General features: G+C 66.9%; 17 protein-coding genes. 10 read left to right on the top strand and 7 right to left on the bottom strand.

The window, feature by feature from the left end; all coding sequences use genetic code 11:
• Window positions 1-6: 6 nt before the first annotated feature.
• From AT701_RS22300 to AT701_RS22290, 3 genes are read right to left on the bottom strand one after another with little or no spacing between them, the layout of a single operon-like run.
• Window positions 7-819 carry an SDR family NAD(P)-dependent oxidoreductase gene (locus AT701_RS22300; RefSeq protein WP_058126609.1) on the bottom strand — a complete coding sequence of 271 codons (813 nt, stop codon included), beginning with the start codon at window positions 817-819 and terminating at the stop codon, window positions 7-9.
• Window positions 816-1730 carry an NAD-dependent epimerase/dehydratase family protein gene (locus AT701_RS22295; RefSeq protein ID WP_058126608.1) on the bottom strand — a complete coding sequence of 305 codons (915 nt, stop codon included), beginning with the start codon at window positions 1728-1730 and terminating at the stop codon, window positions 816-818. The genes AT701_RS22300 and AT701_RS22295 overlap by 4 nt, the downstream gene beginning before the upstream one ends.
• Before the next feature lie 13 nt (window positions 1731-1743).
• A complete protein-coding gene (locus AT701_RS22290; protein WP_081319559.1) occupies window positions 1744-2658 on the bottom strand; it encodes a polysaccharide deacetylase family protein in 915 nt (304 codons plus the stop codon).
• Window positions 2659-2764: 106 nt separating this feature from the next.
• Between AT701_RS22290 and AT701_RS22285 the strand changes: the two genes are divergently transcribed.
• Window positions 2765-4264, top strand: a complete 1500-nt coding sequence (locus AT701_RS22285) for a PucR family transcriptional regulator (RefSeq protein ID WP_081319558.1) — start codon at window positions 2765-2767, stop codon at window positions 4262-4264.
• Here AT701_RS22285 and AT701_RS22280 read toward each other — a convergent pair whose 3' ends face one another.
• The gene (locus AT701_RS22280) at window positions 4265-5125 is read right to left on the bottom strand and encodes a ribonuclease Z (protein WP_058126606.1); all 861 of its coding nucleotides are present in this window, start codon (window positions 5123-5125) and stop codon (window positions 4265-4267) included.
• 97 nt (window positions 5126-5222) lie between these two features.
• Between AT701_RS22280 and AT701_RS36035 the strand changes: the two genes are divergently transcribed.
• Window positions 5223-6191, top strand: coding sequence for a DUF222 domain-containing protein (locus AT701_RS36035; RefSeq protein WP_328586931.1), 969 nt, complete (start codon window positions 5223-5225; stop codon window positions 6189-6191).
• 17 nt (window positions 6192-6208) lie between these two features.
• A complete protein-coding gene (locus AT701_RS36030; protein WP_306672519.1) occupies window positions 6209-6766 on the top strand; it encodes an HNH endonuclease signature motif containing protein in 558 nt (185 codons plus the stop codon).
• 37 nt (window positions 6767-6803) lie between these two features.
• Here AT701_RS36030 and AT701_RS22270 read toward each other — a convergent pair whose 3' ends face one another.
• The gene (locus AT701_RS22270) at window positions 6804-7826 is read right to left on the bottom strand and encodes an aldo/keto reductase (protein WP_011729928.1); all 1023 of its coding nucleotides are present in this window, start codon (window positions 7824-7826) and stop codon (window positions 6804-6806) included.
• Between the two features lie 142 nt (window positions 7827-7968).
• On the opposite strand from AT701_RS22270, the gene AT701_RS22265 reads away from it, so the two are divergent.
• Window positions 7969-8400, top strand: a complete 432-nt coding sequence (locus tag AT701_RS22265) for a CBS domain-containing protein (RefSeq protein ID WP_058126605.1) — start codon at window positions 7969-7971, stop codon at window positions 8398-8400.
• Between the two features lie 67 nt (window positions 8401-8467).
• Complete coding sequence (locus tag AT701_RS22260; protein WP_011729926.1) at window positions 8468-9091, top strand: GNAT family N-acetyltransferase; 624 nt, start codon at window positions 8468-8470, stop codon at window positions 9089-9091.
• Here AT701_RS22260 and AT701_RS22255 read toward each other — a convergent pair whose 3' ends face one another.
• Window positions 9092-9340: a DUF6480 family protein gene (locus AT701_RS22255; RefSeq protein WP_058126604.1), complete on the bottom strand. Its 249-nt coding sequence runs from the start codon at window positions 9338-9340 to the stop codon at window positions 9092-9094.
• Between the two features lie 230 nt (window positions 9341-9570).
• Between AT701_RS22255 and AT701_RS22250 the strand changes: the two genes are divergently transcribed.
• The 4 genes from AT701_RS22250 to AT701_RS22235 are packed head-to-tail and all read left to right on the top strand — an operon-like array spanning window position 9571 to window position 13401.
• Entirely contained in the window at window positions 9571-10593 is a 1023-nt protein-coding gene (locus tag AT701_RS22250; protein WP_011729925.1) for an ABC transporter substrate-binding protein, read from the top strand.
• Entirely contained in the window at window positions 10590-11609 is a 1020-nt protein-coding gene (locus tag AT701_RS22245; RefSeq protein ID WP_011729924.1) for an ABC transporter substrate-binding protein, read from the top strand. The genes AT701_RS22250 and AT701_RS22245 overlap by 4 nt, the downstream gene beginning before the upstream one ends.
• The gene (locus AT701_RS22240; RefSeq protein ID WP_014878063.1) at window positions 11606-12631 is read left to right on the top strand and encodes a FecCD family ABC transporter permease; all 1026 of its coding nucleotides are present in this window, start codon (window positions 11606-11608) and stop codon (window positions 12629-12631) included. Before AT701_RS22245 ends, AT701_RS22240 begins: the two co-directional genes overlap by 4 nt.
• On the top strand, window positions 12628-13401 hold the full coding sequence (locus AT701_RS22235; protein WP_011729922.1) for an ABC transporter ATP-binding protein: 774 nt from the start codon (window positions 12628-12630) through the stop codon (window positions 13399-13401). Before AT701_RS22240 ends, AT701_RS22235 begins: the two co-directional genes overlap by 4 nt.
• Here the strand turns inward: AT701_RS22235 and AT701_RS22230 are convergent.
• Window positions 13398-14033, bottom strand: coding sequence for a type II toxin-antitoxin system PemK/MazF family toxin (locus AT701_RS22230; RefSeq protein ID WP_011729921.1), 636 nt, complete (start codon window positions 14031-14033; stop codon window positions 13398-13400). The genes AT701_RS22235 and AT701_RS22230 overlap by 4 nt on opposite strands.
• Here AT701_RS22230 and lepA point away from each other — a divergent pair.
• Window positions 14032-16008, top strand: coding sequence for a translation elongation factor 4 (gene lepA, locus AT701_RS22225; protein ID WP_430929654.1), 1977 nt, complete (start codon window positions 14032-14034; stop codon window positions 16006-16008). The two genes, AT701_RS22230 and lepA, sit on opposite strands and share 2 nt — an antisense overlap.
• Window positions 16009-16055: the final 47 nt, after the last annotated feature.

Below are 16055 nucleotides of genomic sequence, written 5' to 3'. Positions count from 1 at the left end.
GCCTCTCTACCGTTTCGATGAGTGTTGTTGCGCAGCAACGCCGATGGTGCCGACTGGGATGCAGGTGGTGCGGCCGCCATCGGCAACCACGTGGGTGCCGGTGATGTATCCGGCACGATCGGAAAGCAGGAACGCGACGGCTTCGGCGATTTCCCGCGGTTCGGCGATCCGGCCCATGGCCACGCTCGCCTCGTTGTCGGCGAGCTCGGCCGCGGGGTCGGTGGCACCGTCGAACTCGGCCAGGAACATCGGCGTCCTTGTGGTGCCGGGACACACCGCGTTGACCCGGATCCCCCACGAGGACAGTTCGGCCGCCGCACTACGCGTCATCGCGAGGATTGCGCCCTTGGTGGCGGTATAGGCCACGTAGCCGGCCTGGCCGATGATGGCCAGTTCGGAAGCGGTGTTGACGATTGCGCCGCGCCGGCGTGGCTGCATGACGCGCGCCGCCTCGCGCAGTGTGTAGAAGGATCCGGCAAGGTTGGTCCGGATCAGCTGATCGAACATGTCGTCGGTGGTCTCGACAAGGGGTGCCACGATCGAGATGCCCGCGTTGTTGTGCACCAGGTCGATCGGCCCAAGGTCGGCTTCGACCTTGTCGAACGCCTCTGTGACGGCCTCTCGGTCACCGATGTCCAGGCCCAGGGGGAGAGCGCGACCGCCGTTCTGTGCGACGAGGCGCTCGGCGGGGCCGAAATCGTCCTGCGGGCGTGAGAACAACGCCACATCGGCGCCGTCACGGGCCAGGACAGAAGCAGTCGCGAGGCCGATGCCCGACGCCGCGCCCGTGACCACCGCGACGCGGCGCCTGCCGCTCATCGCTCGCCTCCCGCAATCCACTCGATGAGTGCCTCGACGCCGCGGTCGAGCTCCCAGGCCGGTCGGTAGCCGAGATCTCGTGACGCCGCCGTCAGGTCGAACTCGGCGGTCCGGTCCCACTGCGGAAGAAATCCCGGCCCGATGTCGAACTTGGCTTCCGGCAGGTATTTCTGCACCAGTGCGGCGGTGTCGGCGACAGTGACCTGGCTCCCTCCGGAGATGTTGTACGCCTGTTGCGTCAGGGGGGACGCCGCGGCGGCAAGGCGAGCGGCGGTCGCGACGTCCTCGACGTGCACGAATTGGAACGGATGGTCGGCGCCGGACTCCAGGCGGAACTCTCGGCCGGTCAGTCCCGCGCGGATCATGTCGCCGAGAAGGCTGGGCATCCACAGGCCGGGGCCGTAGACCTCGGTGACCCGCAGCGAGACGATCTGCATGTCGTAGAGGTCGTTGTAGACCGTGCCGAGAAGTTCACCGGTGACCTTGGTGACCCCGTACACCGTTGTCGGCTGTGGTCGGACGTCTTCTGTGAGCAGTCCGTCGGGCCGGAGATTGCCCAGTGCGCATTCGGATGAGAAGTTGACCACCCTGGCGATACCTGCCATGCGTGCGCATTCGTAAACCGACAGTGTGCCTTCGGCATTGGCCGCGAACGTGGTGACCGGCAGTTCCACGGACACGCCCGGGTGACTTTGTCCTGCCGTGTGGATGATGCGTTCGACGCGGTGCCGCTGCAGTGTGTCGACCAGTCGGGGGATGTCGAACAATTCACCCTGGACCACGGTCAGCCCGGGTCGGTCGTCGACGGCGTAGTCGCGGTTGTAACTGACGACGGTCTCGCCGGCGTCGAGCATTTGGTTGACGAGGTGGCGGCCGACGAAGCCTCGCCCGCCTGTCACGAGTGTGGTCACGTGTTCGCTCCAATCACCAGTTCGGATATACGGCTGGGTCGACGGTGAGACGATCCAGCTTGCGGCGTTCGACTGTCGGGTCGGCCAGTACGGCGTCGCGGAGTTGAGTTCCAGTCATGAACGCGACATCGCCACGCTCACAGATGATTTCGATCATTCGTCGGAGGTTGCGGGCCCGCCCGGCCCGGCCGGACAGGAACGAGTGCGCGGTCAACTGGAACAGCCCTCCGAATTCGCGCAGGCCGTCGAGTTCGGCGGTCCACAAGGACAGCGCCTTCTCCGGTGGTTCGATCACGTAGCCGAGGTGTGGTTCGGGCAGGTATGCATACTGCTCCCAGTCGTCCAGCGACCAGTGCGGCGGCAGCTCCACGAGGGGCCCGCGATCGGTCTCGATGATGTAGGGACGGTCGTCGTCCATGAGGCTCGTGTCGTAGGTGAGGCCGTGCTCCACTGCCAGTTCCGCACTGTTCCAGGTCGCGGCCCACATCGGTGACCGGTATCCACTGGCACTGATGCCCAGGGCGGCCAAAGCCTCGCAGCCGCGCTCGAATTCGATGCGCTCCTCGATCGCCGAGAGACCGGTCGCGGGGCGGTGCGAATAGCTGTGGTGCGCGATGTCGTGGCCATGTTCGGTGATGGCCGTGACCACGCCGGGCCAGAGTTCTGCGGACAGACCGGGGACGAAGAAGGTTGCCTTGATGCCGAATTCGTCGAGGATGCTCAACAGTCTCGGCACGCCGCGCCTGGCGTCGAACTGTTGGTGCGTTATCGCCATCGCATTGTCGGCGTGCCTGCGGCCCGCTGCAAGGACGGGCGTGACGCCATCCACGGCAAAGGTCAGCATGGCGACCGCGGCGGCGTCGCCACGCCAACTGTTGGCACCGGCGTATTCCGATGTCGGTTGTTCGGGGGATTGCTCGGGAGCCATCACTCTCCTGTTCGAAGTCGTGGAGGCAAGAATGGTGTGCGCAGCACCCTGCTGACAACGGACGCTTTGTCAGAAAAACCGCGCTGATTTGTGAGACATTCTGTCCATGAGCTTGAGTGTGCGAGAGGTACTCGACCACCCGTTGCTGCGGCCCGCCGAGCCCGTAGTGCGCAGCGGGGCAGGCGCCCTCGACGTACCGGTGCGCTGGGTGCATTCAGCGGACCTTGTCGACATCGCCCCACTGCTGCGAGGTGGTGAAGCGTTGTTGACCAACGGTGTCGGGTTGGTCAGCGTCGACGCCGCCGGGCGTCGGCGATATGTGCGCAGCCTCGCTGAGATCGGCATTGCCGCATTGCTTTTCGAAGTCGGGCGGACTTTTCCCAGTGTGCCTGAGGAAATGGTCGACGAGGCCTGCGATACGGGTCTGACCATTGTCGAGTTGAAACCGGCCCTGAGGTTCACGGAGGTCGCCGAAACCGTGAACAGTGAACTGATCGACCGTTCGGTGGTTCGCTTGCGGCACGCCGACGAGACGTCGCGCGCGTTGTCGGTGGCGTTGGCGAAGGGGGCGTCGCTGGCGGAACTTCTGGCACAGGTCGCCGCCTCGCTCGGCACCTGGGCGCAGTTGCTCGATCGCGCCGGGCGCACGGTCGCGGAGGCGGGCCGGATGCATCCGGGTGACGGTCCGAGCGCTGATGCGCCGGTGTTGGTGGACGGGGTCGCGTGGGGGCGGCTGGTTATCGGAACCGCTGGTGCCCCAGAGCTTCTCGGTGAAGCTGTGCTCGATCGGGCGCCGACGGTGCTCGGACTCTGTCTGATCCGTGAACACAAAGATCTCGCGGGTGCGCTGCGCACTCAGCAGATCCTGCTCGAGCAACTCGTCGGAAACCGATCGGTCGCCAGGGGGGTGCTCCAGGCCAGGATGCAGGCAGCCGGTCTGCCGGTTGCCGGCCACGAATATGTCTGCATCGCCGTGGATACGCATCGCGTCCGTAGCGCCGAGGGCATGGTCGATGCCGCCATCCGTCAGTGCGGGCACGGAATCTTCGGTGTGGTGGCAGGTCGGTTGTGTGCGTTGGTCACTCGTCCCCGAGATGAGAGTTCCCGGAATCTTGCGGAAGATGTGCGCCGAGCGGTCGACGGGGCATTGCGCGGTCAGCGCCAGGCCTGCGTTGCGGTCGGCCGTGTCGTGCGGGACGTCGCCGATCTGCCGCGGGCGATGACGGATACTTACGGAACTCTCTCGTTGGGGCAGGATCTGCATCTCTTCGAGCCGGTGATCGGCGTGCAGGAGCTGTCACTGCAGCGTCTGCTCAACGGTTTCGGAGACCGGGAGGTGTTGCGGCAGTTCGTCGATGACCAGATCGGGGTGCTGCTCGAGGCGGACAGTGACAAGGGCGGGCATCTCATTCACACACTTGAGGTGCTGATCTCCTGCAACGGCAGCAAGGCGGAGGCCGCCAAACGGCTCCACCTGCGACGGCAGTCGCTGTACTACCGCCTTGAGCGGATCGAGCGCCTTACCGGCGCGGACCTCGGGGATCCGCAACACCTGCTGCCGATCACCGTTGCGCTCACGGTGCACAAGATGCTCTCTCCGGCCTGATCACCCGACCGGCTTGACGCACACGCCCGGGTGCACTTCCACGCGGTGCAGATCCGCGCCGACCTCGATCTGCCGGTCGAACTCGGTGGCCGCCAGTTCTCGCCACTGGTCCTCGGTGCCTGGGGCGATGGCCGGGACGTAGTGGGTGAGGATCAGGATGCCGACCCCGGCCCGCGCCGCGGTGGCCGCGGCCTCCTGCACCGACGAGTGGTAGTCGCAGATGTCGCGGATGCGTTGCTGCGGAAGCGTTTCGATGATGTCTTTGCGAATCACGGTGTGGATGAGGGCCCCCGCTCCGGTGGCCAGGGCGTCGAGTGTCGCGCACGGCACGCTGTCACCGGCCGCCACCACCGATGCGTCCGCGTGCTCGACACGGAAGGCGATCGTCGGCGTCACGGGCCGGTGGTCGGTGGGGCCCACGCGGATCACCACACCGTCGCGATCCCACACCACGCCCTCGGTGTGTTCGTGGACCTCCACCGGTGGGGGCGCGGTGAGGTCGTCGTGGTGGGCGATGCGGTAGCCGATGTCGTGTCCGAATGCCTTGAGCGTGGCTTCGACGACCTCCGCGGTTCCCGGCGGGCCGATGATCGGCAATGGTGGGGCGTCGGGGGTGAACGTGCTCACCCAGCGCGTGATGATCACGTCGCCCAGATCGGCGATGTGGTCGCTGTGTAGGTGTGTCAGGAGCAGCGCGCTGAGCTGCGAGGCTGACGACCCGGCGGCCGCCAGTCGCTGCAGTACACCACGGCCGCAGTCGACGAGGAACGTCTGCCCGCCTGCGCGGACCATCGTCGACGGTCCGGCCCGGTCGGGATCGGGGATGGGACTTCCGGTTCCCAGCAGGGTGACCTCGATCATGCTGTCCTTGGTACCAATTCGGGCCATCGGACACGCCGGAAACCGACGAGTCGGGCAGGCTCTTTGGCGGGCACGCTGCTTGTCGGTGGCCTCTGGCATGATCGAACGTATGTTCGAAGACCTCGACGATCAGGCACTGGTTGCCGGTATCGAGGTTGAGTCGCGCGCGGAGTCGGCGGCTGCGGCGCGGCGGTTGGCGTTCATCGCTGAACTGGCATCGCGTCGAGCGGCGCCCTCGGAGGACGCGGTGGTGTCGTGGGCCTGTGATGACTGGGACGCTACGGCTGCTGAGGTGGGCGCAGCGATGAACATCGGGCACCGGGCGGCGTCCAAGGAGATGCGGATCGCCGAGGCGTTGCGTGAGCGATTGCCGCGGGTGGCGGCGTTGTTCGCCCGGGGCGCGGTGAGTACGCGGGTGGTGGAGACGTTGACGTGGCGGACGCAGCTGGTGACCGATGCGCGGGTGTGGGCGGTCGTGGATGCAGAGCTGGCGTCGCGCGTTCATGAGTTCGGGCCGATGTCGGTGGTCGCGTTGGAGCGCAGTGTCGACAGCCTGTTGGAGAAGTACGATCCGGCCGCGGTGCGGCGCACCAGGCAGGCGGCGCGGGATCGTGACGTCCGGTTCGGTAAGCCGGATGACGAGACGGGGACGGCATCGATATACGGGCGAGTGCTCGTCACCGACAGAGAGGCGTACCTGAAGAGGATCGCGCAATTGGTGGCCGGGGTCTGCGTCGATGATCCGCGGACAGCGGGGCAGCGACGTTCGGATGCGATGGGCGTGATTGCCGTCGGTGGGGATCGGCTGGCGTGCCTGTGCGCCAGTCCCGACTGCCCGGCCGCCGGGACGGATCCGCGAGCGGCCAACACCATGGTGTACGTGTTCGCCGAGCGGCCGGTGCTCGATGCGAAGCCGGATCCTATGTCAACGGCGATGATGCGGGCAACCCGATTCCCATCATCGACGCCGAGTCCGAGGCCGCCTCCACTTCCGAGCCGGAGCCGGAGCCCGGTGGTGGGCCCGCACGCGCGCCGGCATTCTCACCGCAGCGTGCCACCGCGGTGATCGTCGGGGGTGGGATCGTGCCGGCACCGTGGGTCGCCCAGTTGATCGCCTCGGGGGCGAAGGTCAAGGAGCTGCGCGAGCCTTCGGTGGCCGCCGAGATTGGTTACCGGCCGTCGGCGGGCCTGGCGGCGTTTGTGCGGATGCGGGATCTGACGTGTCGCTTCCCGGGATGTGACCGCCCGGCGGAGTTCTGCGATATCGACCATACGGAACCGTTCCCGGGTGGGGCCACGCACGCGTCGAACACCAAGTGTCTGTGTCGGATTCACCATTTGGTCAAGACTTTCTGGGCGGGCTTTGTCGATCGGCAGTTGCCCGATGGCCGGGTGGTGTGGACGATGCCCAGCGGACGCACCCATATCACCGTGCCGGGCAGCCGGTGGGTGTTTCCGCAGTGGGACACCACCACCTCGGCGCTGCCACCGCCCCCACCACGTTCGGATTCAGGGCAGCGGGGCGTGATGATGCCGCGGCGCCGGCTCACCCGCGCAGCGCAGCGGGCCCGCCAGATCAACAACGAGCGCGCCCGCAACCAGGCCTACCTTTCCGAACGGAACAAGCCGCCCCCATCATGACCTGCCTGTGCCAGGGCGAAACGACTGGACCGTGGACTCACTCGCGACCCACTGACAACCAGGACGTATCGCTATAGCGGTCACCGGAAACCGTCGCGCCGGCCGCATCCAGCGATTCGAGTTGTTCAGGGGTGAGCGTCACGTCGAGGGACTCGACGTTCTCCTGCACCCGGGAAGCGCGACGGGTGCCAGGGATCGGCACGGATGCGACGCCGAATGCATCGGCGCGGTATCGCAGCCAAGCCAGCGCCACCTGCGCCGGGGTGGCTTCGACGGCCTCGGCGATCGACCGGATCGTCTCCACCACCGCCAGATTCGCCTCGAGGGAGTCTGCTCCGAAGCGCGGCATCGTCTTGCGGAAATCGTTCGGCGACTCCAAGTCGGCAGCTGAGCGCACAGTGCCGGTCAGAAATCCACGGCCCAACGGCGAGTAGGGGACGAAACCCACCCCGAGTTCGGCGGCGGCCGGCACGACGTTGCGCTCGACATCGCGGCTCCAGATCGACCACTCGCTCTGCACCGCCGCGATCGGATGTATCCGTACCGCAGCCCGAAGCTCCTGTGCAGTGACCTCGGACAACCCGAGGTGGCGGACCTTTCCAGCGGCGACCAGTTCCGCCATGGCGCCAACGGTCTCCTGTATCGGGACCGACATGTCTCGGCGATGCATGTAGTAGAGATCGACGACATCGGTCTGTAGGCGCTGCAGGCTCGCGTCGATGCAGGTGCGTACGTACTCGGCGTCGCCACGCACCTTCGGACTCCCGGACGCACGTTCGGCCGGATTGCCCTCGATGCCGAACTTCGTCGCCAAGGTGACCTCGTCGCGACGGTCTGCCAGGAGCTTGGCGATCAGCCTCTCGTTGTTGCCACTGCCGTAGACGTTCGCTGTGTCGATGAAAGTCACACCAAGGTCCAGGCACCGGTGCAGCGTCGCCAGCGACTCGTCGTCATCGACCTCGCCGTACACCGGTGTGAGCGCCATGGCTCCGAAACCAATTGCGCTGACTGACAGATCGTCACCCAGCGTGGTGGTGGGGACAGAATTTCCGGTGGTCATGCCCGCGGTCCTTCGTTCGGAGTGGTCACCTGGATACCCGGTGCCGGAGGATGCTCAAATGAGCACCAAACGGTCGAATCGGCTTCCGTGTCACCCGGCTCCCATTAGCCTAGTGTGAGGCAGATCACGATCGGAGGCCGGTATGCGGATCGCGGACGTGCTGAAGAACAAGGGCACCGCAGTGGTGACCATCTCGCCGCAGGCCACCGTCACCGAACTGCTGGCGGGGCTGGCCGAGATGAACATCGGCGCGATGGTGGTGATGGGGAAGAGCGGCCTCGAGGGAATCGTCTCCGAGCGCGACGTGGTCCGTCAGCTGCACAAGCGTGGCAGCAGCCTGCTGGCGCAGCCGGTGTCGTCGATCATGACCAGTGTCGTGGCGACCTGCACTCCGCGCGACACCGTCGACCACCTCAACGTGCTGATGACCCAGAACCGGGTCCGCCACATCCCCGTGCTCGACGACGGCCGGTTGGCCGGCATCGTGAGCATCGGCGACGTGGTGAAGACCCGGATGGAAGAACTCGAGACCGAGCAACAACAGCTGCAGGCCTACATCACGCAGGGGCGTTGAGGCGCGGTGCGTTCCCGTATCGGGCTGGCCGCATCCGGCTCTTGACCTGATGTGCGATGGTGGGCGGGTGTCCGCCGTCGCTGTCCGATCCGCACAGAAATTCGATGTCGCTCCGCTCGCCGCGGTCCTGGGTCGCGCCTTTGCCGACGACCCGGTGACGAAGTGGGTGATACCCGACGCCGCGCGTCGTGCCCGGGCGCTGCCGCGCATGTTCGCGGCCCTCACACGTCATCACCACTTGCATGGCGGGGGCGCCGACGTCGCTGTGGGCGGCACCGGGGTCGGTGGTACCGGAGTAGGGGCAGCGGCCCTGTGGGACGGGCCCGGCCGCTGGAAGCAGACCCCCGCCGAAGAACTGCGGATGTTGCCGATGCTGCTGCTCGCCTTCGGGCGACACCTCAGCCGTGGACGGCAGGTCGTCGACCTGATGAAGGAGCATCATCCCGATGAACCCCATTGGTATCTCGCGGTCATCGGCAGTGACCCGGTCGTGCGGGGCGGCGGATACGGCCACGCCTTGATGCGCTCACGCCTCGAGCAGGTCGACGCCGAACACGCACCGGCGTATCTGGAGTCCAGCAACCCCGACAACATCCCGTACTACGCCCGCTTCGGGTTCGAGGTAACCGGCGAGGTGCGGTTGCCCGACGACGGGCCGGTGATGACCCTGATGTGGCGCCGACCCCGCTAGTCAGTCGAATACACCGGTCATGTTGAGGATCAGCAACACGCCGGCCGCGATGAACAACGCGAGGAACAACACCAGACCGATCCCGCTCACCGCGGCGGTCGGGGTGATCTTGTGCTTCGGGCGGGGCGCGGGTTCGCCGAGGCCTGAGGTCTGCGCGGAATCCGGTGGCGTCGCACAGGGAGCGACGCCACCTCCAGGTTCCAGATCGGGCGTATCGGCCGGATTGGGGTCGGGAGGTACAGCAGTCATCTTCCTGGAGTTCCCGGTCCCACGAATTTGAAGCGCCGTGGCGGAAACCCGGGGGGCCTGCCGGCGGCAGTGCTGCTGTTACAGTGCGGAAGGCCGACCTCAGGGGAATCCGGTGCGAATCCGGAACTGACGCGCAACGGTGAGAGGCTGCCGCCTCGAGTCCGATCACCTGTGGCCGGATCTACTGTCGACGGCTCCGCGACTGGGCCCTGCATCGAAGGAATCGGCTGATGCGTGCGATCACCGCACTTCTGACCCTGTTACCGCTGGCGATCTGCGCGCTTTCGGGATGTTCGGCGCGCGGTACCGAACCGTCGCCCCACGAGGAGACGACGAACTACCCGCTGACGTTCGAGAACTGCGGTGTCACCGTCACGATCGACCGTCCACCGCAACGGGTGGTGTCGTTGTACCAGGCGTCGACGGAGATCCTGCTGTCCCTGGGGCTCGCCGACCGGATGGTGGGCACCTCGACGTGGTTCGATCCCGTGCTGCCCGCGCTGGCCGAGGACAATGCAAGCGTCCCGCGGCTCGCCGACAACGATCCGTCGCTGGAGACCGTACTTGCCGCCGAACCGGATCTGGTGACCTCGGCGAGCGCGCACACATTCACACCCGCGGTGGTCGCCGAACGCGCCAGGCTCGGGCAACTCGGAGTGGCCACGTACCAGTCACCGTCGGTGTGCACCGGGGCCGAGGTGGACGGCGAGACGGTCACCCGCACCGAACCGCTGACCTTCGACACGCTGTTCGACGAGATCAACCAGTTGGCGCGGATGTTCGATGTGCCCGAACGTGGCGCGCGGTTGGTGGATGATTTGCAGCGTCGCCTGTCCGAGGCCTCGCTCGAACCGAAGCCGGGCACCACCGTGGCGTACTGGTTCTCCGGGCTGCGGACGCCATCCATGGCCGGATGCTGTTCGGCCCCAGGCCTGTACACCGCCGCACTTGGCCTTGCCAACGTCTTCGCCGACGCATCGGAAGACTGGCCGGAGGTCAGCTGGGAGGCGGTCGCAGCCCGCGATCCCGACGTGTTGGTGCTGGCCGACCTCAACCGCAGGCGCATCGACGGTGACGCCCTGGACGCCAAGATCGGTTTCCTGGAATCCAATCCGGTGACCCGCCACATGACCGCGGTGCGCAACAAACGGTACGTGGTGCTCACCGGATCCGAACTCGATCCAGGGATCCGTCAGGTGCAGGCGGTCGAAAAGATGGCCGCGGGCCTCGAATCGTTCGGTCTCGTCTCATGATCCGCCGACTGTGTGCCGGCGCAGCGGTCCTCGTCGTCGTCACGGCGGGTTGCGGTCGACCCGCGGCGCCGGTGGCGGTCTCGGCCGGCGCGCACGGATACCCGGTGACCGTGGACAACTGCGGCAGGCAGGTGGTGGTCGACGCCTCACCTCGGCGGGCGGTATCGCTCAACCAGGGCTCCACGGAGGTGATGCTGTCGCTCGGATTGGCCGATCGCATGGTCGGCACCGCGACGTGGACCGACCCGGTGCGCGATGACCTCGCCGAGGACAATGCGCGGGTGCCGGTGCTCGCAGTGAACAAACCGTCGTTGGAGACCGTGCTCGACGCCGAACCGGACTTCGTGTCGGCGTCGTTCGGTGGCACGCTGGGCCCGGGCGGGGTCGCCGACCGCAACCGGTTCGAAGCACTCGGCGTCCCCACGTACCTCGCGCCGAGCGACTGTGAGGGCAAGACCTCGGTCAACGGCGACGGTGCGCGCACCGAACCGTTCACGATGGATGCCATCTACACCGAGATCACCGACCTGGCGGCTATTTTCGACGTCCACGAGCGCGGTGCGGAACTCGTCGGGGACCTGCGGCGCCGGATGGACTCGGTGTCGGGCACACGTACCGACGTGGACATGGCGTTCTGGTTCTCCGATGTCCGCGCCCCGTACTTCGCGGGGTGTTGCGGAGCTTCGGGCGTCATCGCCGATGCGGTCGGGGCGCGCAACGTGTTCGATGACACGACCGACGAGTGGCCGCAGGTCAGTTGGGAGAGCGTCGCCGAGCGAGATCCGGACGTCCTGGTACTGGCGGATCTGAGCCGCAGAACCATCGAAGGCGACTCCCTGCAAACCAAAATCGCGTTCCTGGAGTCGAATCCGGTGACGCGGCGGCTCACCGCGGTGCAGCAGCGTCGGTACATCGTGGTCAACGGCGCCGATCTCAATCCGTCGATCCGCACGGTCGACGGGGTCGAGAAGGTGGCGCGCGGGCTGCGCGAGCTGGGGTTGGCGTCGGACCGGTGATCGTGCGTACCCGCTCGCTGGTTGGGGTCTGGAGCGCGGCGATGGTCCTGCTCGTCGCGTCGTCCGCGCTGGCTGTGACCATCGGGCCTGCAGCGCTGTCGGTTTCGGACGTGTACCGCATCATCGGCGAGCATCTCGGCGCTGGGCCGTCAGGGGCGACGCGTCTGCAGGACGGCATCGTGTGGGAGCTTCGGCTGCCGCGGGTGTTGCTGGCCGCCGCATGCGGAAGCGGATTGGCGCTGTGCGGGGCGATCCTGCAGTCGTTGCTGCGTAATCCGCTCGCCGACCCTTTCGTCCTCGGGGTGTCGTCCGGTGCGTCGACCGGGGCGGTGCTGGTCGCGGTGCTCGGGGTCGGGGGCGGAGCGCTCACCTTGTCCGGGGGTGCGTTCGTCGGTGCGGTGTTCGCCTTCTCGGTCGTGTTGGTGCTGGCCTACGCATCGGGTGGCGGCACCGACAAGGTGGTGCTCGCGGGAGTGGCTGGGACGCAACTCTTCTCGGCTTTGACGTCTTTCATCGTGTTGTCTTCTGCTGATGCCGAGCAGACCAGGGGGGTGTTGTTCTGGCTGCTGGGATCCCTCGCGGGGGTCGCGTGGAGCGACGTCGTGACATGCGGCCTGGTGGTGTGCGGAGGGCTCGCGGTGTGCGTGTTCCATGCCAGGACGCTCGACGCGTTCGCGTTCGGTCACGACGCTGCCGCCACACTCGGTGTATCGGTGCTGCGGGCGCGCCTGGTGCTGATGGTGGTCACCGCGTTGATGACGGCCGCGCTGGTCAGCGCGGCAGGAGCGATCGGGTTCGTCGGCCTGGTGCTGCCCCACGCGGCACGGTTCGTGGTCGGTCCCGACCATCGGCGGTTGCTGCCGACGGTCGCGCTGCTCGGCGCCGTCTTCATGGTGTGGGTGGATACGCTGGCCCGCACCGTGTTCGCGCCGCAGGAATTGCCCACGGGTGTGGTCACCGCACTGCTCGGCGTGCCCGCGTTCGCAATGATCCTGCTGCGCAGAAGGGCCGGTGCGCGATGAGCTTGCGCGCCGACGACGTGCGGTGGTTGCGCTCGGGCCGGCTCGTGCTCGCGGATGTCACCGTGGCTTTCCAGCCGGGCAGCACCGTGGGCGTTCTCGGCCCAAACGGGTCAGGAAAGTCGTCGCTGCTGCGTCTGCTGGCCGGGCTCGACCGACCCGACGCCGGGCGCGTCGAACTCGACGGGCGACCGGTGACCGCGATGCCGCGCCGTGCACTCGCGCGACGCGTCGCGCTCGTGGGCCAGCACGCCGAGACGGATCTGAACATCACGGTCGGGGACGTGGTGCGACTCGGTCGCATCCCGTACACGACGATGTTCGGCGGCGACGGGGACGGGGCATCGGCCGTGCGGGACGCGCTCGCGGTCACGGGCCTGCTCGGTATGCAGAACCGGCTGTGGCACACCCTTTCCGGAGGCGAGCGTCAGCGGGTGCAGATCGCCCGCGCGCTCGCGCAGCAACCCACGGAACTGCTGCTCGACGAGCCGACGAACCATCTCGACATCGCCCACCAGCTGGAGATCCTGGCGCTGATCCGCGAGCTCGACATCACCGTCGTCGTCGCGCTCCACGACCTGAACCTCGCCGCGATGTTCTGCGACCACGTCGTGGTGCTGTCGGCGGGCGGGGTCGTGGCGTCAGGACCCCCGGCGGATGTGCTCACCGAGCAACTCGTCGCCGACGTCTACGGCGTGCGGTGTGAGATCACCCGCGACTCCGCCGGGCCCTACGTGCGGTTCCGTCCAGGCGGCAGAACCGGCGGGCGCTAGCTCCAGGAGTATTCGGCGCGCAGGCGCTCGGCGACCACCTCGAACCGCACGCGGTCCAGGATCGCGCCCTCGCGGCGGATGCCCTCCTCGGGCACGTCGAGCACGCGGTCGAGGCGCACCCAGCTGGGCCTGCCGTCGTAGTCCCAGGTGCCGGTGCCGATGCCGACCCAGTTCGGATCGTCGCTGCGGTGCTCCTGGCTGGAGAGCATGAGCCCCAGCAGGGTGCGGTGGTCGCGTCCCACCACCAGCACCGGGCGGTCCTTGCCCTTGGTGGGGTCGTCCTCGTAGACCACCCACGTCCATACGATCTCGCCCGGATCCGCGCGGCCGTCGAGGTCAGGGGAGTACACGACCTTGCGGGCGCGGTGCGCGGTCGGGACGGCGTGTTTGGACACCGGGCGCCCCGCGGTGATTGCGGGTGCGTTGTTCGCCGTGGCGCCGGCGAGGCCGCTGGCCAGCACATCGATCCCGAGCCGTAGGCCCTGCTGAATGCCCTGCTGGATGCCCTGTTGCACGGTCCGGGGCACGTTGTCGGACTTCTGTAGCTGGCGCACGAACTTGGGCGCCTCGTTGAAGACCAGGTTCTCGGTGCCCTTCAGAACTCGCTGGAACGTCTTCCACTGCGACACCATGAATCGAGCATATGCCAGCGGCAGACCCGGCGATTGTGTCGCAACGGGTCGCGCTCGATACCCTGGAAGCGCACAACACGTGCGCTTGACCCACGCTCACCAGGAGATTCCCATCAGCAGCTTCGCCGACAAGACGTTCACTGCGCCGGCGCAGATTCGGAACTTCTGCATCATCGCCCACATCGACCACGGCAAGTCGACGCTGGCCGACCGGATGCTGCAGCTCACCGGTGTTGTCGATGAGCGGTCGATGCGGGCCCAGTACCTCGACCGCATGGACATCGAACGTGAGCGCGGGATCACCATCAAGGCTCAGAACGTCCGGCTTCCGTGGACGCTGAAGGACGGCCAAGACGGCGCGGACGCGGGTGATTACGTGCTGCACCTGATCGACACCCCGGGCCACGTCGACTTCACCTACGAGGTGTCGCGCGCGCTGGAGGCCTGCGAGGGCGCGGTGCTGCTGGTCGACGCGGCGCAGGGCATCGAGGCGCAGACGCTGGCCAACCTGTACCTGGCGCTGGACCGCGACCTGGCGATCATCCCGGTGCTCAACAAGATCGACCTGCCCGCCGCTGACCCGGACCGCTATGCCGACGAGCTCGCCCACATCATCGGGTGTGAGCCGTCGGACGTGCTGCGTGTCTCGGGCAAGACCGGCGAAGGCGTGGCCGAGCTGCTCGACGAGGTGGTGCGTAAGGTGCCGCCGCCGGTCGGTGACCCCGACGCCCCGACGCGCGCGATGATCTTCGACTCCGTGTACGACATCTACCGCGGCGTGGTGACCTACGTCCGTGTGGTCGACGGCAAGATCGTGCCGCGCGAACGCATCGCGATGATGTCCACCGGCGCCACCCATGAACTGCACGAGGTCGGCATCGTCTCACCGGAACCGAAGGCCAGTGCGGGCCTGGGCGTCGGTGAGGTCGGTTACCTGATCACGGGTGTGAAGGACGTCCGCCAGTCGAAGGTCGGTGACACGGTGACCACGGCGCGCAAGGGCGCGACCGAGGCGCTCACGGGTTATCGCGAGCCCAAGCCGATGGTGTACTCGGGCCTGTATCCCGTCGACGGTTCGGACTACCCGGATCTGCGTGACGCGCTGGACAAGCTGCAACTCAACGACGCCGCACTGACGTATGAGCCGGAGACCTCGGTGGCCCTGGGCTTCGGGTTCCGCTGCGGCTTCCTCGGACTGCTGCACATGGAGATCACCCGTGAACGCCTGGAGCGCGAGTTCGGCCTGGACCTGATCTCCACCTCACCCAACGTGGTGTACCGCGTCGTGCAGGACGACGGTTCCGAGAAGGTCGTGACGAACCCGTCGGACTGGCCGGAAGGCAAGATCCGCACGGTGTTCGAGCCCGTCGTGAAGACCACGATCATCGCGCCCAGCGAGTTCATCGGCACCATCATGGAGCTGTGCCAGTCCCGTCGCGGCGAACTGCAGGGCATGGACTACCTGTCGCCCGAGCGTGTCGAACTGCGCTACATCATGCCGTTGGGCGAGATCATCTTCGACTTCTTCGACTCGCTGAAGTCCCGCACCCGCGGCTACGCGAGCCTCGACTACGAGGAGGCCGGTGAGCAGGAGGCCGATCTGGTCAAGGTCGACATCCTGCTGCAGGGCGAGGCCGTCGACGCGTTCTCGGCTATCGTCCACAAGGACGGTGCGTCGGCCTACGGCAACAAGATGACCTCCAAGCTCAAAGAACTGATCCCGCGACAGCAGTTCGAGGTCCCGGTGCAGGCCGCGATCGGCTCGAGAATCATTGCGCGCGAAAACATCCGGGCCATCCGCAAGGACGTGCTCTCGAAGTGCTACGGCGGTGACATCACCCGTAAGCGCAAGCTGCTCGAGAAGCAGAAAGAGGGCAAGAAGCGCATGAAGACGATCGGCCGGGTCGACGTGCCGCAGGAGGCATTCGTCGCGGCGCTGTCCACCGACGCGGCGGGCGACAAGCCCAAGAAGTAGCCCGCACCGCCTGAACGGCTGCCACGTTTCGCACGTTTGCTGACGTG

It is taken from the genome of Mycolicibacterium smegmatis, from assembly GCF_001457595.1.
In the GTDB taxonomy this organism is placed as follows: Bacteria; Actinomycetota; Actinomycetes; order Mycobacteriales; family Mycobacteriaceae; genus Mycobacterium; species Mycobacterium smegmatis.
This window is presented reverse-complemented; position numbering and strand designations above follow the sequence as displayed.